Here is a 20,520-nt window from a genome sequence, read left to right on the forward strand (position 1 = left end):
GCAATCCGCCGGGCAGACCGCGCTTTGCACGCCGGAATGTCGCGGCCTGGAGAACAGGTCACAACGCAGGTGGCGGGCTCCAGGCCCGATCTGCGGATTACGAGGAGGATGTCATGGACGTCGATCACAAGTCACACGACCACAAGTCGGACGGCAGAGGTGCCAATCCGCTTGTCGCCCTCAGCAAGCACGGCCAGTCACCCTGGCTGGATTTCATTCAGCGTTCGTTCACGGAAAATGGCAGCCTGAAGAAACTCGTCGATGAGGACGGGCTTCGGGGCGTAACGTCCAACCCGGCCATTTTCGAAAAGGCGATGGGGGCCGGCACCGAGTACGATCCTCAGATGAAGGAACTGCTGGCGCACGAAACGTTGTCGGCGGGCGAACTCTACGAGAAACTCGCCATTACCGACATCCAGGCTACCGCGAAGGTCATGCACCCTGTGTTCGTGGAGACGAAGGGGCTTGATGGCTATGTCAGTCTGGAAGTTTCGCCTTATCTGGCTTTCGACACCGTAGGTACGACGGAAGAGGCGCGCCGTCTCTGGAAAGCCGTCCACCGCGAAAACCTGATGATCAAAATTCCCGGCACGAAGGAAGGCATTCCGGCCTTCGAGACGGTGACGTCCGAAGGAATTAGCGTCAACGTGACGCTGCTCTTCTCGCTTGATGCGTATAAGAATGTGCTCGAGGCCTATATCAAGGGGCTCGAAGCGCGTCATGCCAAGGGACAGGACATCTCGAAGATCGCGAGTGTCGCCTCGTTCTTCGTCAGCCGTATCGACGGAAAGATCGATGCCGAGATCGACAAGCGTGTGGCGGCGGGCGACAAGGACGCCGACGCCCTGAAGGCGCTGCGCGGCAAGGTCGCGATCGCGAATGCGAAAATTGCTTACCAGCACTATCTGGACGTCACGAAGTCCGCGCGCTGGCAGAAGCTCGCCGCTGCCGGTGCGAACCCGCAGCGTCTGCTCTGGGCTTCGACCGGCACGAAGGACAAGGCGTATTCCGACGTCCTCTACGTGGACTCTCTGATCGGTGCGGACACGGTCAACACCATTCCGCCCGCGACATTCGACGCTTTCCGCGACCACGGTAAAGTCAGCGACAGCCTCACGCATGATGTCGCTGGCGCGACGCATGTGATGGCGGAGCAGAAGCGCCTGGGTCTCAACCTCGATGCCGTCACCGAAACGCTGGTCACCGAAGGGTGTGCCTCGTTCTGCGATGCGTTCGACAAGCTGCTCGGGGCGGTAGCCAACAAGCAGAGGACGTTTCTCGGAGACAAACTGATCGCGCAGGAGGCGCATCTGCCGGGGGAGTTCGCAGCGGCCGTTAAGGCCGAGGTCGAGAACTGGCGCAAGCACGGTAAGCTCCGCAAGCTCTGGGCGCGCGATCCTTCTGTCTGGACAGGTGGTGAAGAAGCGAAATGGCTGAAATGGCTCGATATCGTCGACGAGCGTCTGGCGCATGTCGACGAGCTTGAAGCGTTCGCGAAAGAGGTCAGGGCCAAGGGTTTCACCGATGTCCTGTTGCTGGGCATGGGTGGTTCGAGCCTCGGGCCGGAGGTGATCGCCGAGACGTTCGGTCGGCATGAGGGCTTTCCGACGCTGCATGTCCTTGACAGCACGGACCCCCAGCAGGTCGTGACCTACGAGAAATCGGTCGATCTGAAGAAGACGCTGTTCATCGTCTCGTCCAAGTCGGGCGGCACGCTGGAGCCGAATATTCTCAAGGCCTATTTCTTTGCGGCTGCCGAAAAAGCGCTGGGTCATGCGCCCGGATCGCATTTCGTGGCGGTGACCGATCCCGGTTCGCACATGGAAGCGGTCGCCAGGAAAGACGGCTTCTGGAAGATCTTCTACGGCGAAAAGGAGATCGGCGGTCGGTTCTCGGTCCTGTCCAATTTCGGTCTGGTCCCGGCGGCGGCGAGTGGCCTGAACGTCCGTCACTTCCTGCATTCCGCGCTCCATGGGGTCCGGGAAGCCGCGGCGAGCGTGCCTCCGGAAGAGAATGACGCGCTCAAACTCGGCGTCATTCTTGGGGTTGGCGCGACCACGTTTGGGCGCGACAAGGTCACGATCGTGGCGTCGCCCGCGATTTATGACCTCGGTGCGTGGCTTGAGCAGTTGATTGCCGAGTCGACCGGCAAGCGCGGCAAGGGTCTGATTCCCATTGACGACGAGACGCTCGGCGCCGCGTCAGTCTATGGCAAGGACCGCGTTTTTGCCTATCTGCGCTTGAAAGATGCGCCTTGTCCCCATCAGGAGAAGGCCATCAAGGCGCTCAGGGATGCGGGCGAGCCCGTTGTCACCCTCGATCTGGCCGACAAGATCCAGGTTGCGCAGGCCTTCTTCCACTGGGAGTTTGCCACGGCGGTGGCCGGTTCCGTTCTGGGCATCGATCCGTTCGATCAGCCCGATGTCGAGGCCAGCAAGGTCGAGACGAAGAAGCTGACCAATGCGTTCAATGAAACGGGAGCTCTGCCGCCGGAAACACCGTTCGCCAAGGATGGTCCGTTTGCCTTCTATGCGGATGGCACGAACGCCAAGGCGCTTGGCACAGGGGACGTGGTTGCGATCCTCAAGGCGCATTTCGGTCGTGTAAAAGCGGGCGACTATGTGGGTGTGCTTGCCTATGTCGAGCGCGATACGGCGACGCGGGAATGGATTCAGAAAGTGCGCCTGGGACTGCGGGACGCCCTCAAGGTTGCCACGGCGGCCGAGTTCGGTCCCCGCTTCCTCCATTCGACCGGACAGGCGTACAAAGGCGGTCCTGATACCGGCGTTTTCCTGCAGATTACGGCGGATGACGTGGCGGATCTCGGTGTTCCGGGTGAGAAATACACGTTCGGCGTGGTGAAGGCAGCTCAGGCGCGTGGTGATTTCGATGTTCTGTCGGAGCGTCACCGGCGCGCCCTGCGCGTCCACGTCAGCGGCTCACTGGATGTCGGGCTGAAGTTGCTGGCCGAGGCGATCGCCAAGGCTGTTTGAAGACAGACGGACGGTCCCGCGTTTTCGGGACCGTCCATCCCTCTCTGGGAAGCAGTGCGCCTGTAAATCCGGCGTACGGGAGAATGAAGATATGCAGATCGGTATCGTCGGCCTCGGCCGCATGGGCGGGAATATCGCGGTTCGCCTAAGTCGTCACGGCCATGACGTGGTGCTGTTCGACCGCGATCCCGCCGTCGTGGCGAAGGTTCATGATCGTGCCGAGGGCGGTCGGGCGATCCAGGCGAGCAGCGTTGCGGATCTTGCGAACAAGATCACGGCGAAGCGCAAGATCGTATGGGTCATGCTGCCCGCGGGCGAGATCACCGAAGCCTGCGTGCAGGAACTCAAGGGTCTGCTCGGCGAGGGTGACATCGTCATCGACGGCGGCAATTCCTATTACAAGGATGACGTGCGGCGCGCGAAGGAACTTGCGGAAAAGGGTATTCACTACGTCGATGTCGGCACGTCCGGCGGCGTTTGGGGCCTCGAGCGCGGCTATTGCATGATGTATGGCGGCACGAAGGATGCGGCCGATCATATCGACCCCATCCTCAAGGCGCTCTCACCCGGAAAAGGCGATGTCCCGCGTACGCAGGATCGCGACAGGGAAGGTCTCGATCCACGTGCGGAGGAGGGATATCTCCACTGTGGTCCCGCGGGTTCGGGACACTTCGTGAAGATGGTCCATAATGGTATCGAATACGGCATGATGCAGGCCTTTGCCGAAGGCTTCGACGTCATGAAGAGCAAGAATTCGCCGGTTCTGCCGGAAGGCGAGCGTTTCGATCTGAACATGGCTGACATCGCTGAAGTCTGGCGCCGCGGCAGTGTCGTTTCGTCCTGGCTGCTCGATCTGACCGCGGATGCGTTGGCGAAAAACGGCGAACTGTCCGAATTCTCGGGACAGGTTGCCGATTCCGGCGAAGGTCGCTGGACGATCGAGGCGGCCATTGAGGAAAGTGTTCCGGTGCCCGTCATGACGGCGGCGCTGTTCACCCGTTTCCGGTCGCGGACGGGCAATAATTATGCCGAGAAGGTTCTCTCGGCGATGCGCTTCGGCTTCGGCGGACACGTCGAGAAGAAGTAAGGCAGCGACGCCCGTCCCGCCACGTGCTGGCGGGCGTACCCTGCGCCCTGTCCTGCCTCGGGACAGGACAGTCAGCTGCAGAGGTCAGAAGACATGGTTGAAGTTCTCGCTACGGCGAAATCGTCACTCCCCACGACAAAAGAGCAGACTCAGGGTCTCGAACCGGCGCCTCCGGGCACATTCGTGATCTTCGGCGGCGGCGGTGATCTGACGCGGCGCCTGCTGATGCCGGCACTCTATAATCTCGCCTGTTCGGGGCTTCTCAATGAGGATTTCTCGATTGTCATTGTCGATTGGGCCGAACTGAGCGACGAGGATCTGATCACTCAGTTCCGTGCGTCCATCGACGATTTCGTCAACAAGCGCGGCACGACGGCCACCGAACTCCAGCACCAGGTCTGGGAGCGTCTGACGGCCAATACCAGCTATCTGCGCGGTTCGTTTGAAGATGCGGCGACCTATCATGCGCTGGGCGAGCGAATCTCCGGACGCAACGCTGTGTTCTACCTCGCGGTCGCGGCACGTTTCTTTGGCACCATCGTCGACAATCTCGGCGAGAGTGGACTGGCGCGGGAGGAAAACGGTGTTACGCGCCGGGTCATCATCGAGAAGCCGTTCGGTTCCGACCTGGCTTCCGCGCGAGCCTTGAATGTGCGGCTTCAGCGATCACTCGATGAAACCCAGATCTATCGGATCGATCATTATCTCGGAAAAGAAACGGTCCAGAACATCCTGGCGCTTCGTTTCTCGAATGGCATCTTCGAGCCGCTCTGGAACCGCCAGAATATCGATCACGTGCAGATTACCGCCGCTGAAACGGTCGGTGTCGAGAAACGGGGGCGTTTCTACGAGCAGACGGGGGCGACGCGTGACATGGTGCCGAACCATCTCATGCAGCTTCTGACCATGGTTGGCATGGAGGCTCCGACTTCCTTTGACGCCGACGCCGTTCGTGATGAAAAAGCCAAGGTTCTGGCGGCCGTTCAGCCGGTCAAGATGGAAGACATGGTGCGCGGGCAGTATGTCAGCGGGTCTTTCGGTGTTGGTGACGAGGCCGAAGCCCTGCGCGGATATCGCGAAGAGCAGGACATCGCGCTTGGCAGCCAGACTGAAACATACGTCGCCATGAAGCTCGGCATCGACAACTGGCGCTGGGCTGGCGTTCCGTTCTACCTGCGTACCGGAAAGCGTCTGCGGGTTCGCAAGACCGAGATCGCCATTCATTTCAAGCAGGCGCCCTTTGCCCTGTTCCGCGATACGCCGGTCGACAAGCTGACGCCTAACATTCTCGTTCTGCACATCCAGCCGACGGAAGGCGTGACACTTCAGTTTTCGGCCAAAGTGCCGGGGCCTGCGGTTCGGCTCGGTGGCGTGCGCATGAAGTTCGATTATTCCGACTGGTTCAGTGATGGACCGAGTACGGGCTACGAGACGCTCATTTACGACTGTCTGATCGGTGACCAGACGCTCTTCCAGCGCGCCGACAATATCGAGGGTGGCTGGCGTATCGTTCAGCCCGCTCTGAGCGCGGCCGCGGGAGATCATGCGCCGCTTTCTTTCTATCCCGCCGGGCTTGACGGCCCCCGCGATGCGGACGAATTGCTGGCAAGGACGGGTCGTCGCTGGCTTGAACTATCGCGGTAAAAGATCGGAAAATGGCGGGGCCGCGATGGGAGCGGTCAGGGCGCGAAGCGCCCGCCGCCCCAACAGGTGCGGGAAAAGGTCAAGGCGCTCATGAAGGTCGATTTTGAAGCAACACACAGCGCGCTGAAGCCGCCTGCCACGCGGATAGGGCTGGTGGTGTCCGATATTGACGGCACACTGATCGGACCGGACAAGAAACTCACGCCCGAAACAATCAGCGCCGCACGCGCGTTGCGGGAGGCTGGAATTGCGCTGTGCCTCGTGAGTTCGCGGTCTCCGGAGGGAATGGTGGCGTTCCGTGGACCGCTGGGGCTCGACACACCCTATGCGGGGTTGAATGGCGGCATGGTCGTGTCGGCCGATGGCGACATCGTGGCCAGCCTCTCGCTTCCCGCGCAGGCGGCCTCGGACGCGTATGACATGCTTCATGTCCATCACGTCGATGCTTGGCTGTTTCGAGGCCATGACTGGCTGATCCGGGATGCCGGAGCTCCTTATGTGGCGCATGAGGAGCGTGCCGTTGGCATCAAACCGACTGTCGTTCCTGACTTTCGCCCGTATTTCGAAGGTGTTGGCAAGATCATGGGATCAAGCGCCGATTACCCGCTGCTTCAGCGTATGGAAGTCGAGATCGGGGCCATGCTTGAAGGCGTGGCCAGTGTTCATCGGTCTTCTGACTACTATCTCGACATCACCCACCATGACGCCAACAAAGGTTACGCGGCCCGGATGCTGGCGAAAACGCTCGGCGTCGACATGGGAGAGGTGGCCTGCATCGGCGACATGACGAACGATATTCCCATGCTCAAGGTTGCGGGTCTCGCGATCGCGATGGGGCAGTCCAGCGAAGCGGTTCGTGCATGGGCGCATGAAGTGACCGCGGCGAATGACCAGAACGGATGGGCCATGGCCATGCGTCAGTTCGTGTTGCCGCGCGCGCCCGTCGCGACAGGCACCAAGGAAGGAGAAGCGCCGTGAACGCGCATGATGTAAAGAGCGCCGATGTGGTGATCCTGCCCGACGCGGAAGCTGTCGCTCATCACGTGGCGCACTGGCTTTTCAAGCTGGCGCTCGCCAAGACAGATGGGCCGTTCTCCATCGCCCTGTCGGGCGGGTCGACGCCCAAGCGGCTGTTCGAACTTCTCGCCCAGCGTTATATCGCGAGTCGTTTCCCCTGGCAGAACGTACATTTCTTTTTCGGCGACGAGCGGCATGTGCCGGTTGACGATCCGGCCAGCAACTACGCGATGAGCCATGCCGCGCTGTTCGAGCATGTGCCGGTGCCGCCCGAAAATGTGCATGCGATGCCGACCATGGGAACGCCGGAGGAGGATGCGGCGCGCTACGAACGCGAACTCAAGACGTTTTATGGCGCTGACACCCTGCAAGCCGGAAGACCGCTCTTCGATGTCGTTCTTCTCGGCATGGGTGCCGATGGTCATACGGCGTCGCTTTTTCCTCGCCAGCCCGTTTTGAAGGACATGACGCACTGGGTCTCGACCTGCGTGCCGGACGATGCGCCGCATACGCGCCTGACGCTGACCTATCCCGCGATTCACTCCAGCCGACATGTCGTTTTCATGCTGGCCGGTGAGGCCAAGGCGGACATGTTTGCTCGTGTGCGTCGCGGAGACGATGCCAGCCTGCCTTCAAGTCATGTGACGAGCGAAGGCGATATCTCCTTCGTCGTCGATCAGGCCGCCGCCAGGGATGTCGTGTCCGAGGATCTCGTGTCCAGGGATGTCGTGTGATGAGCAGTGATCTGGAAACGGACAAGGCCCGGGATGTGGCGGCGATCGAGCGTCTGAAAGATCAGGCGGCGCGCGAAGCGGTCCGCTATATCGAGGACGGCATGGTTGTCGGCCTTGGCACGGGCAGCACGGCGCGCTTCATGATCCAGGCGCTGGGCGAGCGCGTCCGCGATGAAGGACTGCGTGTCTGGGGACTGCCAACCTCCGAAGCCAGCACCATGCAGGCGCGGGAAGTCGGCATTCCGCTGACGAATTTCGCCGCGCACCCGGAATTGGATATCGCCATCGACGGCGCCGACGAGGTGCTGAACGGCACGCTGTTTCTGGTCAAGGGGCTGGGTGGAGCACTGCTGCGGGAAAAAATCGTCGCTTCAGCCGCAAAACGTTTCGTCGTTATCGTCGATGAGAGCAAGCTCGTCGACCATCTGGGGACGAAAGCGCCCATTCCAGTGGAAGTCGTTTCGTGGGGGTGGGAGCGCGCGGTCCACCTTTTGAACAAAACAGGGTCCATCGGCTGCAAACCCAGGATGCATCGGGATGGAACGTTATTCGTGACTGACAACGGCAATATGATCATCGACTGTCACTACCCGAGCATCGAGGATCCGCATGCGCTCAGCGAGGCGATTTACGATATCGTCGGTGTGGTCGATCACGGGATGTTCCTGAACCTCACCTCCGAAGTGCTCGTCGCCGGGCATGGCGGCGTGCGGCGGATGGTGCCATGAACGCGCCCTCAGGAAACGCCGCAGTCGCGGCCGACCAGCCTCATGAGCCGCGTCTGCTCATCGTGATGGGCGTGTCCGGGGTTGGAAAAACCACCATTGCCATGGACCTCGCGAAGCATTTCGGCTGGCCGTTCCAGGAGGGTGACAACCTGCATCCGCCGGAGAACGTCGCGAAGATGGCGAGCGGCACGCCGCTGACGGATGAAGACCGCGGACCATGGTTGCGCAAGTGTCACGCCTGGCTCGAGGACCACGCACGGACGGGCGGGGTTCTGACGTGCTCGGCTCTCAAACGGGCCTATCGCGATATGTTACGCGATGGACTGCCGGTCGTGTTCGTCTATCTTTATGCCCCCACGAGCATCATTCAGGACCGGCTGGTTCATCGCAAAGGGCATTACATGCCGGCAAGTCTTCTCAAGAGCCAGCTCGATACGCTGGAACCGCCGGGAGCGGATGAGCCGGTCATCACGATCGACAGCGAGAATGGAGAGGCGTATTCGGTCGAGGCTGTGATCGCCCAACTGGCGATGCGCCCCGCATGACGGAGCGGGCCGTCCGTATTCTCGTCGATGCCGACGCCTGCCCTGTCAAGGACGAAATCTACCGGGTTGCCGGGCGTTACGGACTTCAGGTGTTCGTCGTTTCGAATGGCTGGCTGAACGTGCCCCAGACGCCTCTCATCCAGCGCATCGTGGTTGAGGCCGGTCCGGATGTCGCCGATGACTGGATCGCGGAACAGGCGACGGACAGGGATATCGTGGTGACGGCGGACGTCCCTCTGGCGGCGCGATGCGTCCCCAAGGGCGCGCGCGTCATCCGTCCGGATGGGCGCGTATTCGACGAGGATGCGATTGGCGAGGCGAAGGCGATGCGCGACCTCATGACCTCGCTGCGCGAGACGGGCGTGATGACGACCTATAATGCGTCTTTCTCGAAAAAGGACCGCAGCGCTTTTCTCAGCGCTCTTGACACCCAGGTCGTCAAGCTGAAGCGCCCGGCGATGCGAACAGTGGGCGGATAAGATCGCGAGTCCTCCCGGTCATCCCGTCATCATGCACAGGGTGATCCCCAGCTTTATGCCTCGAATCTGGGGATAAGTGCTCCCCGTCCTCAAATATCATTGTAACGATCGAAATATCACATATTAAGGTTGCGACGGAACGCCCGTCTGTGCGTTGTGTGTCTCATGTCCTTTCATTTTCGGGATTTCGAGGTGGCATGAACGTGCAGAACTTTGTCCGACAGACAGTATCACCAACCGAGAGGGCTTCACGCGCAGCTCCGCTGCGGACGGAAATTCCGGCGCGACTCGACCGTCTGTCGTGGTCGCGCTTCCATATGATCGTCGTGGTCGCGCTGGGGATTACGTGGATCCTGGATGGCCTCGAAGTCACGGTGATCGGCTCGCTCGGACCGGTGCTCCAGCGTCATGATACGCTGGGTCTGACGGATGAGGGGGTGGGGCTCGCATCGTCCGCCTATGTGACGGGAGCGGTGCTGGGAGCGCTGCTTTTCGGGTGGATGACCGATCGTCTCGGGCGGCGACAGATCTTCTTTCTCACCCTCGCCCTTTACATTCTCGGTGTCGGCTTTTCGGCGATGTCGTGGAATCTGCCCAGCTTCGCTCTCGGACGCTTCATTACGGGGATGGGCATTGGCGGGGAATATGCCGCCATCAATTCCGCGATCGACGAACTCGTGCCCGCGCGTCTGCGTGGGCGCGTGGATCTGATGGTCAACGGGACGTTCTGGGCGGGGGCGGCCATAGGCGCGCTTGGCTCGGTCGCGCTGATGAATAACAGCATGGTGTCGGTCGCGGTCGGCTGGCGCGTGGCGTTCGTCATCGGCGCGCTGCTCGGCACCGGCGTCCTGCTGCTGCGTCGCTATGTGCCCGAGAGTCCGCGCTGGCTCATGACGCATCGGCGGGTCGCGGAAGCCGAGGCGATCGTCAAGGATGTCGAGTCCCATTGCGCCGAGCCGGAAGGCGGGTGGAACGCGCCGCTGCGGTCGGTTCTGATTTATCCGGCTGGATCCTTCGGACTGAAGGACTTCCTGCGCTACATGGTCACGACCTATCGCACACGGACTTTCTATGTCCTGACCCTGATGATCGCGCAGGCTTTTCTCTATAACGCCGTTTTCTTCACGTACGGCCTCGTCCTGACGGAATATCTGGATGTGCCTGCCCGGAGCGTGGGGCTCTATATCCTGCCCCTGGCTTTGGGCAATCTGTGTGGACCCATGCTGCTGGCGCGCTGGTTCGACACGATCGGACGACGCGTCATGATCGGCTCGACCTACGCTATTTCGGGTACCCTGATGTTTCTGGTGGCGCTCGCCATGCAGGCGCATCTCCTGACCGCGACGACGCAGACGATTGCATGGAGCGTGATTTTCTTCTTCGCCTCGGCGGCGGCGTCGTCAGCTTATCTGACCGCCAGCGAGCTTTTTCCGCTGGAGATGCGGGCACTGGCGATCGCGCTGTTCTATTCGCTGGGAACCCTGTTCGGCGGCGCCGCGGCGCCCGCGATCTTCGGCGAGCTGATCGGCACGAAAAGCCTTTCGATGCTCGTGCTGGGCTATGTTTTCGCGGCTCTTCTGATGGGATTTGCGTCCTTCGTCGCCTTCAAATGGGGCGTCGATGCCGAGAACAAGTCTCTTGAGGACATCGCCCCGCCACTTTCCGGGCTTCAGCCGGGGATGGAACGATAGGACACCCGTTTTGGCTTCAGAGGTGAATATAGGCAAAGCCGATCGACTGAAGATGCGTGATCTCGGCGACCGCGCTGGGAACGATGTCCTGTTCGGCGACGCCATAAAGCTGCTCGCGCCGGAGGTGACGACCTTTCATGGTATTGGCGCAGACTGCGAACTGAACGCCGTCGGCTTTCAGCATGTCGATCTGCGAGGCCAGAGCCCGATCCGTCTGGGCCTGTATCAGAAGATCGACCCCCGCTCCGAAATTGACGACGACGATTTTCACGTGATCCTTGCCAACGGCGGTGATCTGGTTGCGCAGGCTGTGTAGCAGCATCGTGAAATACACGGGCTGGTTCACTGGCGCGCCGTTATTCTGATAGACGGTTTTCTGATCGCCGTAGGTCGTCGCCTGCGCTGGCTGGGCCGACGGCGCGGCCTGTGTCGTGGGCGCGATCATTGCGGTGCCGAGCAGGAGGCAGAGCAGGGGACTGCGTAAGGTCATGCGAGGGATCTCTCCTGAAGGCGCCTCGCGAGACGCCGGGCCGCGTGATGAAAAGCGATCTCGAAATTGTTGTCTACGGCGACGGTGCCGCCCGAGAAGCCTATGAAGCCTTCGATCATGCCGTTCTGCATCAATCCGTCAGAGTGGACCAGCATGCCGTCGGGGTCCTCTTCCGCGCCAGAAGACGGTGCATCGCACGAGGGGCGTAACGACAGGCTGCCGTTCCAGGCATCGCGCCAATAGGATCCCACTTTTTCGTGATAGGAACGGCCATCGGTCGTGTAGCCTTCCATGGGCTTTCCGATGCCCAGCAGGTAGCCGATTTCGACGGCGGTTCCGGGGTCCATATCCGCGCTGCGCCGGAAGGGGTCGATGCAGATCAGCGCGCCCGCGCAATCGTCCATCAGGGTCCGGTCTGCCCGGACGAACGCCAGAATCGTTTCACGACCTGGGGGGAGGGCGCGCGCGTCGGCCTGTCCGTCGAACGGTGCGATGCCCTCAAGCCCTTCTTCGGCACACAAGCCTTTGAGGCGTTCGAACAGGGCGAGCGCGTTCGGTCGAAAGACGAGATCGCCTGCGAGATAGACGGGAAACGAGGATTTTTTCATGGGGGCACACGGTATCATGGGCCGTTGTTGTGTCGAAGAGGCGAATCTCCTGTTTCCATTGTGAGGTCGGATGGTCTAAGAGGACGCGCCAACGGTCGGAACGCCCGTCGGCCTCCGATCCATCAGAAGGAGGAAGGCGCGCGGCCCATGACAGATACTGGCACGACATATCCGGACACGAAGGCGGGCGAACATATTGGCGGTCGGTCCGCGACCCCGGTCGCGCATTCCCGTATCCGCGAGGCGCTCGCCTTCGACGATGTTCTTGTCGAACCTGCGGAATCAAACGTCCTTCCGGCCCAGACTTCCACCCGCACGCGGCTTACGCCCACGATCGAGTTGAACATCCCGCTGATGTCGTCGGCTATGGATACGGTCACGGAAGATTCGATGGCCATCGCCATGGCCCAGCAGGGCGGGATGGGCGTCATCCATAAAAACCTGTCCGTCGAGGAACAGGCCGAGCATGTCCGCCGCGTCAAGCGCTTCGAATCGGGCATGGTGGTCAATCCCGTGACGGTCGGTCCCGATCAGACGCTGGCCGACGTGCATGCCATCATGCAGCGTCACGGCATCAGCGGTCTGCCGGTCGTGCAGCCGGAAGACGGCAGGCTTGTCGGCATCCTGACCAACCGCGACATGCGCTTTGCGACCGATCCGGCCAGACGCGTGCGTGACATGATGACCAGCGAAAATCTCGTGACGGTCACGAATGGCGCCGATCCCGAGACGGCGCGTGATCTGCTTCATCGTCATCGCATCGAGAAACTTCTCGTGGTGGACGAAGCGGGGCGCTGCACCGGCCTCATCACCGTCAAGGACATGGACAAGGCCGAGACCTATCCTCTGGCCATCAAGGACTCACTCGGACGGCTGCGCTGCGCCGCGGCGATCGGCGTCGGCGATGACGGTCTGATTCGTGCGAAAGCGCTGGTCGAGGCCGGTGTGGATGTGGTCGTGGTCGACACGGCACATGGGCATTCCCGTGGCGTTCTGACCACGGTTTCAGAACTCAAGGCCCGTCATCCGGGTATCCAGATCATCGCGGGCAACGTCGCCACCCCGGCGGCGGCGCGTGCTCTGGTCGAGGCCGGAGCCGACTGCATCAAGATCGGCATCGGACCGGGGTCCATCTGCACGACGCGCGTCGTAGCAGGCGTTGGCGTGCCGCAGTTCTCGGCTGTGATGGAAACATCCGAGGCGTGTCACGAGCTGGGCGTTTCCGCGATCGCCGATGGCGGCGTGCGGACTTCGGGCGATATCGTCAAGGCCATCGGCGCGGGCGCGGACGTGGTCATGATCGGTTCGCTGCTGGCGGGCACCGACGAAAGTCCCGGCGAGGTGTTCCTCTATCAGGGGCGCTCCTACAAAGCCTATCGCGGCATGGGGTCCCTCGGCGCCATGGCGCGCGGCTCGGCCGATCGTTATTTCCAGCAGGAAGTGAAGGACACGCTGAAGCTCGTGCCGGAAGGGATCGAGGGGCAGGTGCCCTACAAGGGCCGCATGGCCGCGGTCATCCACCAGCTTGTCGGCGGTCTGCGTGCGGGGATGGGCTATACCGGCTCGTCGAGTGTGTCCGAGCTTCAGGTTCGCGCGATGTTCCGCCGGATCACGAATGCCGGCCTGCGTGAGAGCCACGTTCATGACGTGACGATCACGCGTGAGGCGCCGAATTATCGTCAGGACTGATCTTTCCGGGTCCGGACGTTCCTGATCCGGCTTTCCCGGCTGGTCGGTACGGCTATCGTCACGGCGGCGAAAAAACGCTAGGTGGCAGGGCATGACACCTGCTGCCCGCCTTTCCGCCGCCATCGACCTCCTTTGCGCGATCGAAAATGTGCCCCGCCGACCGGCGGACGCGACCGCGAATGCGTTCTTTCGAGAACGTCGTTATATCGGTGGCGGTGATCGGCGCGCCATTTCCGGCCTCGTATGGGACGTGTTGCGCAGCTGGCGTCGCCTGCACTGGCACCTTCGCGACGTTCCGGGCGGCGCTTCGCCGCGTCTCCTGTGCGGCGCCTCCCTGATTCTTGGCGGCCAGCCGATGGAGCATGCGCGCACGCTCTATACGGGCGAACGTTATGCGCCGGACCTGTTGAGCTCACGCGAGGATATCGCGCTGAAGGCTTTGGCGGGCCGGGAACTGACGGATGCCGCCATGCCGCGTGCCGTGAGGCTTGAATATCCGGACTGGCTGGACCCGCGCCTTGAGGCCAGTTTCGGGGACGCTCTTGAAACGGAAATGGCCGCGATGGAGGGCAGCGCCCCGCTCGACCTGCGGGTGAACCTGCTGAAGGGTACGCGGGAGAAGGCGCTGGCTGCCTTGCGCCGCGAGTCGCTCCTGGCGAACCCGACGGAGCTTTCGCCATGGGGCCTGCGTCTCGACGGCCGCCAACCGGTGACGGCGGCCGAACCGTTTCGTACCGGCCTGATCGAAATCCAGGATGAGGGCAGTCAGCTCGTTGTAGCGGCCATGAACGCGCAGCCCGGTGAGCGCGTGCTTGATTTCTGTGCCGGAGCGGCGGGCAAGACGCTCGCGCTGGCCATGACCATGGAAAATCGCGGGCAGATCGTGGCCTGTGATGTTTCGGCCCAGCGGCTCGAAGGCGCGGTCAAGCGTCTGCGTCGGGCCAGCGTTCATAATGTCGAGCGTCACCTGCTCGTCAGTGGCGACAAATGGATCAAGCGGCGGGCGGGAACGTTCGACCGGGTGCTGGTGGATGCGCCGTGTTCGGGAACAGGGACGTGGCGTCGCAACCCGGATGCGCGCATTCGCCTGACGGAACAGGACATCCGCGAGTTGACCTTCAAGCAGGGCGAGATCCTCGATCGCGCCGCAACACTGGTCAAGCCCGGCGGTCGTCTCGTTTATGCCACGTGCTCGATCCTGTCGGACGAGAACATGCAGCAGATCACGGCATTCCTGGCCCGGAACACGGGTTTCGAACTCGTTCCCGCGGGCGGGGATGTGCTTCCCGAGACATTGCGCGAGCAGTCACATTTCGCTCTGACGCCGTATCGTAACGGGACGGACGGTTTTTTTGCTGCGATCATGCGCCGTCATCCGGCATGATCCGAGCTTCTGAAATTCCTGAACAGCGGCAATCGGACGGAAAATATCTGACTCCATGACCATCAGCATCCTGATCGGACTCCTGTCCTCGCTCGGCGCCGGTACGGCTGCTCAATGGGTCGCATGGCGCATGCGCGTCCCGGCGATCGTTCTGCTGTTCGCGCTCGGCCTGATTCTGGGGCCGGGGCTTCACGTCATTCATCCTTCGGCCTCGCTGGGGTGGATTTTCCGTCCGATGGTTTCTCTCGCGGTGGCGATCGTCGTGTTCGAGGGCGGGTTGCTGCTGGATTTTCGCCAGCTTCGGGAAGCGGGCGAGGGCGTCATACGCCTGACGATGCTGGCGCTGCCGATCAACTGGGTGCTTGGGCTGCTGGCAGCGCATTATGTCGGACATCTGGAATGGGCGACCGCCGCGCTGTTCGGCGCCATCATCACGGTGACCGGCCCTACCGTCGTTCTGCCTCTTCTGCGACACAACAAGCTCAAGCCCCGTGTGGCGGCATTCCTGCGATGGGAAGCGATCGTCAATGATCCCGTCGGAGCGATTCTTGCCGCCGTCGTGTTGCAGGTTGCGACGCGGAGCGCCCATGAAGGTCCGGGCACCCTTCTGACCGAAGTGTTGCCGGACATGCTCGCCTCCTCTTTCGAGGCGCTGGTCGCGGGTATCGTGCCCGCCTATCTCGTGAACTACCTGTTTCGGCGCGATATGATGCCCGAGACGCTCAAAACGCCTTTGCTGCTCTCGATCACGCTCATCATTTTCAGCCTGTGCAATCTCAGCATGGAAGGCGCGGGCCTGATCGCGGCTACCGTGTTCGGCATGGCTTTAACGAACCTGCACGTTCCGGGTATGGCGGAACTCCGGCGCGTCAAGGAAGGGCTGGTCGTTCTGATCGTGTCCATTCTTTTCATTCTTCTCACGGCGGATCTGCAGCGTGAGGTCCTGGCGCAGATTTCACTGGCGGTTCTGGCGCTCACGCTGGTCGTGCTGTTCGTCGTGCGGCCGCTCGCCATATTCTTTTCCACGCTCGGCACCGACCTCTCGTGGCGTGAACGAAGCTTCGTGGGATGGATCGCTCCACGCGGTATCGTTGCCGCGGCCGTCGCCGGTGAGTCCGGCTATCACATGGTGTCCGCGGGTTTTCCCAGCGCCGCGCTGGTCGCACCTGCCGTTTTCGCGGTAATCGCGACCACGATGATCCTGCATGGGTTTTCCATGCGTCCGCTGGCGCGGCGTCTTGGACTGACGTTGTCCGACCAACCGGCTCTGGCGCTCGTCGGCGCCTCGGCATGGACGATCGATCTCGCGGCGCAACTGCACAGGGAAGGTGTGCCTGTTCTGCTGGTGGACAGTCGCTCCGGCGCGCTGATGCCGGCGACGCGGTCGGGTATTCCCGTGCTGAGGGCGGAACTGCTTTCGGTTTATGGCGAAGAGGCGCTGGAAGAGCGTCCTGCGGATTATCTGCTCGCCCTGACGGCGGACGCCATTTACAACGGTATGGTCTGCGCGCATCTGGCGCCGCATATGGGACGCCAGCGCGTCTATCAGGTGAGTCCCGGGATTGCGCGGCTGGACCTCTATCACGGGCTTTCCCGTGACGCGCGGGGCAAGCTGCTTGGCGAACCCTCGTGGAACTACACGCTGTTCGACACGCTCTATGGCCGGGACTGGCGCTTCGTCGCGTATCCGGGCAATGAGGACAATCTGGCGGATTTCGGGAAACGACCGACCCGGCTTGACCTGATGGTCATACGGCGCGGTCTGTCGATCATGGTCGTATCAGCGGAAGATCCCGACGGCGTCGTGCCGCAGGTGGGAGATCTGGTGATTTCACTTGCCGAACCCGCGGAGCGCGCCGCGTTGCTGGCGACCATGCCCAGCCGATCAGGAGTCCCGACTGTCAATGGCGGTGAGTCCACCCTTCAGCAGTGACCGCCACAAAGCTTCAGGCAGTGCGATACAGCCTTCTGTGGATCCGCCGGGCGTCGGAAGATGCATGAAAATGGCGGAGCCGCGTCCCGGGGTTGCCGGATCGTCGTTCCAGCCGAGCACGGCTATCAGATCGTAGGCATGATCGTCGCGCCACAGCCGCTCATGGCGTGATCCGCAGGGGAGCGTGACGGCCTGGTTGTAGCGTGCGTCCGACGGGTCGTCGCACCAGCCGTCATGGGGCGACAGGGGTTCGCAGGGCAGGAACGTCTCGGGACGTGCGACACGGTCGGCGCGATAATAGATCCGTCGTAGAGGCATCAGCGCGCGAGGTGTGGCCATGTCGCCTTCCTGCTTGTCGGCTCGCACACCGCCCGGACCTATGGCGACGGGAATTCGATCCTGCCGGAAGATCAGCTCGGAACGACCATCAGAAGAACGGCGCAGAAAGGCAATGGAGGACATGAATGGATTCCGGCCCGAAATATCTTCGATTTTAATGCAAGACCAAGATCCTGTCATATAACGGAGAAGGGTGAAGAGGACCCGGGTGGTCTTCGTGCGTGAACGGGCGTATGGTCCCTGCAACAAAGTCAGAGAAGAGTAACCGATGGCTGGCCCACGCCCTGTTCTGATCGTCGATGACGACGATACGCTCCGGCGCCTTCTTGTTGAGCAATTGCAGATTGAAGGTGAATTCGAGCCCATAGAGGCGGTTTCCGTCGCCGACGCTCGTACCAAACTTGCCGCGCCCGGAGCGCGGGTCGACGCAATTCTGCTGGATGTCACCCTGACCGACGGCGACGGGCGCGATTTCTGTGCGGAATTACGCCGACAGGGCATAAGATTGCCCATCATTATCCTGACCGGATCGGACGACGAAGCCGATGTCGTGCGCGGCCTTGATGCGGGGGCGAATGATTATGTCGCCAAACCGTTCAGGATCGCCGAACTGCTGGCGCGTCTGCGTGCCCAGCTGCGGATTTTCGAAAATAGCGAGGACGCGGTCTTTACGATCGGTCCCTATCTGTTTCGCCCGTCTTCCAAGCTTCTGCAGGAGCCCGCGCGCAACCGCCGCATCCGCCTGACGGAAAAGGAAGCGGCGATCCTGAAATATCTCTATCGCGCGGGGCATCGTCCCATCGCCCGTCAGGTGCTGCTCAACGAGGTCTGGGGCTACAACGCCGCCGTGACCACGCACACGCTCGAGACGCATATCTATCGACTGCGTCAGAAGATCGAGCCGGATCCGGCGAATGCATGCCTGCTTCTGACCGAAGGCGGGGGCTATCGTCTGGACCCGGAAGGCTCGCCGTTCCGCTCCTGACGGCGTCGAAGCGTCGCGTCATGCATCGCTGCGATCTCGCGGTGCGGAGGCGTCAGACGACGTTTTGCGCGGGACGGAGCTCGCCTGATCCGGCCATTGCCCGATCAGGCGAGCGACATGGCTTTATAAATTCAGATCAACGATGACCGGGACGTGATCCGAGGGGCTGCTCCAGTCCCGCACGTCTTTCAGGACGCTCATGCCCGCGAGGCTGGGGATCAGGTCCGGCGTCAGCCAGACGTGATCGAGGCGGCGGCCACGGTTGGACGCGCGCCAGTCGCGGTTCCGATATGACCACCATGTGTAAAGTTTTTCATCCGGCGGCACGATCTGGCGCATCGCGTCAACAAATCCCGTGCGGAGCCATGCTTCCATGCGAATGATTTCTGGCGGGGTGTGACTGACGATCTTGAGGAGTTGCTTGTGACTCCAGACGTCATGCTCCAGCGGAGCGATGTTGAGATCGCCGACAAGAACACTGCGCTCCGGCGGCGTCGTGGTGAACCACCGGGTGACCTCATCCACGAAGTCGAGTTTGTGGGCGAATTTTTCATTGGCTTCCCGGTCCGGAATGTCGCCGCCGGCGGGAACATAAAAGTCATGAAGCAGGACTGGACCTGACGACATATCGAGGCGAACCGCAATATGACGGCAGTCGGTGCGCGCACACCATGAGGGCAGGCCATCGAGGGGAGCGAAAGGCACGCGCGACAGCACGGCGACGCCGTTATAGCCTTTCATTCCGGCGAAATGGATGTGTGGGTAGCCGAGTTCCCGTATCGCCCCGATCGGAAAAAGCGGATCGGGAACCTTCGTTTCCTGCAGGCAGATCACGTCGGGGTTCTGTTCATCGACGAGTCGTTTGAGCAGCGGCAGCCGCAGGCGGAGCGAATTGATGTTCCAGGTCAGCAGTCGCATAGTTTCCATCGATCAGGCGGGACAGGACGGGGTGGAGGCGTGTGATGCCGGTTGCCCCTTGTCCGCGGCACCGCGCATCGCCATTTCGGGTTCAATGCCTTTTTCGACGGTACAATGACAGACAGCAATCTTTCGCACGACGCGTTTCTCACTTTCGATAGCCATATCGATATCCCCTGGCCGGATCGGGATGACTTCGGCGACGATACGCTGATGCGGCAGGTCGATCTTCCCAAGCTGAGACGTGGCGGGTTGAAGGCTGTCTGTCTGGCTGCCTACATCCCGCAGGGACGGCGCAACGCGCTGGGTCATCAGGAGGCCTGGATACGCGTGCAGGCGATGCTGGAGGCGATTGGCGCGTTGCGCGGAGTTGCGGGCACGCGTGTCTGTGACAATGCCGCCGCCGTGCGCTCCGCTGTTTCCAGCGGAGCTGTCGCGGTCGTTCCCGCCGTGGAGAACGGCTATGCGATCGGGGAGGACGTGTCGCGGATAGCGGTCCTGCGCGGCCTCGGCGTTCGCTATATGACGATGACCCATAACGGGCACAACATGCTGGCCGACGCAGCCATTCCTCGCGCGGATCTCGACGATCCGGTGAAACTGCACGGTGGACTGTCGGCGCTCGGTCGCGAGGCGATCGCGCGCATGAATGATTGCGGCATGCTGGTCGATGTCTCGCATACGTCCAAAGACTCGATGTTGCAGGCGGTGGAGTGTTCCCGTGTGCCGGTCGTGGCTTCGCATTCCTGCGCGCGTTCGCTCAGCGATCACCCGCGCAATCTCGATGACGAGCAGCTCGATCGCCTGGGAGAAAGCGGTGGCGTCGTGCAGGTGACGGCCATGTCGAGCTTCCTGAAGCCTTCCGCGCATGGCCGGGCGACGGTCGACGATATGGCTTTCCATGTCGCTTACATCGCCCGGCGGATTGGTATCGGGCATGTCGGCGTATCGTCCGACTTCGATGGCGGTGGCGGTATCGAAGGGTGGTCCGATGCCAGTCAGACGGCGAACGTGACGGCCGCTTTGCTGCGGCAGGGCTTTTCGGCATCCGACATGGCGGCCATCTGGGGCGGTAATTTTCTGCGCGTCATGGAGCAGGCGGAAGCCGCTGCACGAGCCTGAAGGACGCGCGAGAGAACGAAACGGGACCTGTCGACGGAAGGGAGCACGGAAATTGTCCACCTTCCCCCGATGCACGGCATTGACTTCGTTTGATTCCAACGTTTTGCGTCGTCGCCATGTAAATTTGCCTCAAT

At 61.7% G+C, this 20,520-nt stretch carries 18 protein-coding genes; 14 read left to right on the top strand and 4 right to left on the bottom strand.

Translation table 11 applies throughout. The annotated features are described in order from the left end of the window. Nucleotides 1-113 precede the first annotated feature (113 nt). The 9 genes from PWM43_RS02835 to PWM43_RS02875 all read left to right on the top strand — a co-directional run bounded on the left by PWM43_RS02835 (nt 114) and on the right by PWM43_RS02875 (nt 10,918). Nucleotides 114-2,993, top strand: coding sequence for a bifunctional transaldolase/phosoglucose isomerase (locus PWM43_RS02835; protein WP_289841039.1), 2,880 nt, complete (start codon nt 114-116; stop codon nt 2,991-2,993). A gap of 91 nt (nt 2,994-3,084) precedes the next feature. Further along, on the top strand, nt 3,085-4,080 hold the full coding sequence (gnd, locus tag PWM43_RS02840; protein ID WP_289841040.1) for a phosphogluconate dehydrogenase (NAD(+)-dependent, decarboxylating): 996 nt from the start codon (nt 3,085-3,087) through the stop codon (nt 4,078-4,080). A gap of 93 nt (nt 4,081-4,173) precedes the next feature. Continuing rightward, nucleotides 4,174-5,724 carry a glucose-6-phosphate dehydrogenase gene (zwf, locus tag PWM43_RS02845; RefSeq protein WP_289841041.1) on the top strand — a complete coding sequence of 517 codons (1,551 nt, stop codon included), beginning with the start codon at nt 4,174-4,176 and terminating at the stop codon, nt 5,722-5,724. Nucleotides 5,725-5,814: 90 nt separating this feature from the next. After that, the gene (locus PWM43_RS02850) at nt 5,815-6,702 is read left to right on the top strand and encodes a Cof-type HAD-IIB family hydrolase (protein ID WP_289841042.1); all 888 of its coding nucleotides are present in this window, start codon (nt 5,815-5,817) and stop codon (nt 6,700-6,702) included. Beyond that, nucleotides 6,699-7,475, top strand: a complete 777-nt coding sequence (pgl, locus tag PWM43_RS02855; protein ID WP_289841043.1) for a 6-phosphogluconolactonase — start codon at nt 6,699-6,701, stop codon at nt 7,473-7,475. Before PWM43_RS02850 ends, pgl begins: the two co-directional genes overlap by 4 nt. Further along, nucleotides 7,475-8,203 carry a ribose-5-phosphate isomerase RpiA gene (gene rpiA, locus PWM43_RS02860; protein WP_289841044.1) on the top strand — a complete coding sequence of 243 codons (729 nt, stop codon included), beginning with the start codon at nt 7,475-7,477 and terminating at the stop codon, nt 8,201-8,203. The genes pgl and rpiA overlap by 1 nt, the downstream gene beginning before the upstream one ends. Beyond that, nucleotides 8,200-8,748, top strand: coding sequence for a gluconokinase (locus PWM43_RS02865; RefSeq protein ID WP_289841045.1), 549 nt, complete (start codon nt 8,200-8,202; stop codon nt 8,746-8,748). The genes rpiA and PWM43_RS02865 overlap by 4 nt, the downstream gene beginning before the upstream one ends. Further along, nucleotides 8,745-9,227: a YaiI/YqxD family protein gene (locus tag PWM43_RS02870; protein ID WP_289841046.1), complete on the top strand. Its 483-nt coding sequence runs from the start codon at nt 8,745-8,747 to the stop codon at nt 9,225-9,227. The genes PWM43_RS02865 and PWM43_RS02870 overlap by 4 nt, the downstream gene beginning before the upstream one ends. A gap of 197 nt (nt 9,228-9,424) precedes the next feature. After that, nucleotides 9,425-10,918 carry an MFS transporter gene (locus tag PWM43_RS02875; RefSeq protein WP_317134978.1) on the top strand — a complete coding sequence of 498 codons (1,494 nt, stop codon included), beginning with the start codon at nt 9,425-9,427 and terminating at the stop codon, nt 10,916-10,918. Nucleotides 10,919-10,934: 16 nt separating this feature from the next. On the opposite strand, the gene PWM43_RS02880 is transcribed toward PWM43_RS02875, so the two are convergent. Together PWM43_RS02880 and PWM43_RS02885 are read right to left on the bottom strand one after the other, a co-directional pair. After that, nucleotides 10,935-11,408 (bottom strand): DsrE family protein, encoded by a 474-nt coding sequence (locus PWM43_RS02880; protein WP_289841047.1) that lies wholly within the window; start codon nt 11,406-11,408, stop codon nt 10,935-10,937. After that, a complete protein-coding gene (locus PWM43_RS02885; RefSeq protein WP_289841048.1) occupies nt 11,405-12,016 on the bottom strand; it encodes a nucleoside 2-deoxyribosyltransferase in 612 nt (203 codons plus the stop codon). The genes PWM43_RS02880 and PWM43_RS02885 overlap by 4 nt, the downstream gene beginning before the upstream one ends. Before the next feature lie 147 nt (nt 12,017-12,163). On the opposite strand from PWM43_RS02885, the gene guaB reads away from it, so the two are divergent. The 3 genes from guaB to PWM43_RS02900 all read left to right on the top strand — a co-directional run bounded on the left by guaB (nt 12,164) and on the right by PWM43_RS02900 (nt 17,022). After that, nucleotides 12,164-13,705 carry an IMP dehydrogenase gene (guaB, locus tag PWM43_RS02890; protein ID WP_289841049.1) on the top strand — a complete coding sequence of 514 codons (1,542 nt, stop codon included), beginning with the start codon at nt 12,164-12,166 and terminating at the stop codon, nt 13,703-13,705. 91 nt (nt 13,706-13,796) lie between these two features. Then, nucleotides 13,797-15,089, top strand: coding sequence for an RsmB/NOP family class I SAM-dependent RNA methyltransferase (locus tag PWM43_RS02895; RefSeq protein ID WP_289841050.1), 1,293 nt, complete (start codon nt 13,797-13,799; stop codon nt 15,087-15,089). Nucleotides 15,090-15,144: 55 nt separating this feature from the next. Continuing rightward, the gene (locus PWM43_RS02900) at nt 15,145-17,022 is read left to right on the top strand and encodes a cation:proton antiporter (RefSeq protein ID WP_289841051.1); all 1,878 of its coding nucleotides are present in this window, start codon (nt 15,145-15,147) and stop codon (nt 17,020-17,022) included. Here PWM43_RS02900 and PWM43_RS02905 read toward each other — a convergent pair. Further along, entirely contained in the window at nt 16,975-17,484 is a 510-nt protein-coding gene (locus tag PWM43_RS02905; protein ID WP_289841052.1) for a L,D-transpeptidase family protein, read from the bottom strand. The two genes, PWM43_RS02900 and PWM43_RS02905, sit on opposite strands and share 48 nt — an antisense overlap. 145 nt (nt 17,485-17,629) lie before the next feature. Between PWM43_RS02905 and PWM43_RS02910 the strand changes: the two genes are divergently transcribed. Then, nucleotides 17,630-18,346, top strand: a complete 717-nt coding sequence (locus PWM43_RS02910) for a response regulator transcription factor (protein WP_289841053.1) — start codon at nt 17,630-17,632, stop codon at nt 18,344-18,346. A 123-nt stretch (nt 18,347-18,469) separates the two neighbouring features. Here PWM43_RS02910 and PWM43_RS02915 read toward each other — a convergent pair whose 3' ends face one another. Next, nucleotides 18,470-19,264, bottom strand: a complete 795-nt coding sequence (locus tag PWM43_RS02915) for an exodeoxyribonuclease III (protein WP_289841054.1) — start codon at nt 19,262-19,264, stop codon at nt 18,470-18,472. 114 nt (nt 19,265-19,378) lie between these two features. On the opposite strand from PWM43_RS02915, the gene PWM43_RS02920 reads away from it, so the two are divergent. Then, entirely contained in the window at nt 19,379-20,386 is a 1,008-nt protein-coding gene (locus PWM43_RS02920; RefSeq protein WP_289841165.1) for a dipeptidase, read from the top strand. Nucleotides 20,387-20,520 lie beyond the last annotated feature (134 nt).

The organism is Brytella acorum (assembly GCF_029309905.1).
GTDB classification, from domain to species: Bacteria; Pseudomonadota; Alphaproteobacteria; order Acetobacterales; family Acetobacteraceae; genus Brytella; species Brytella acorum.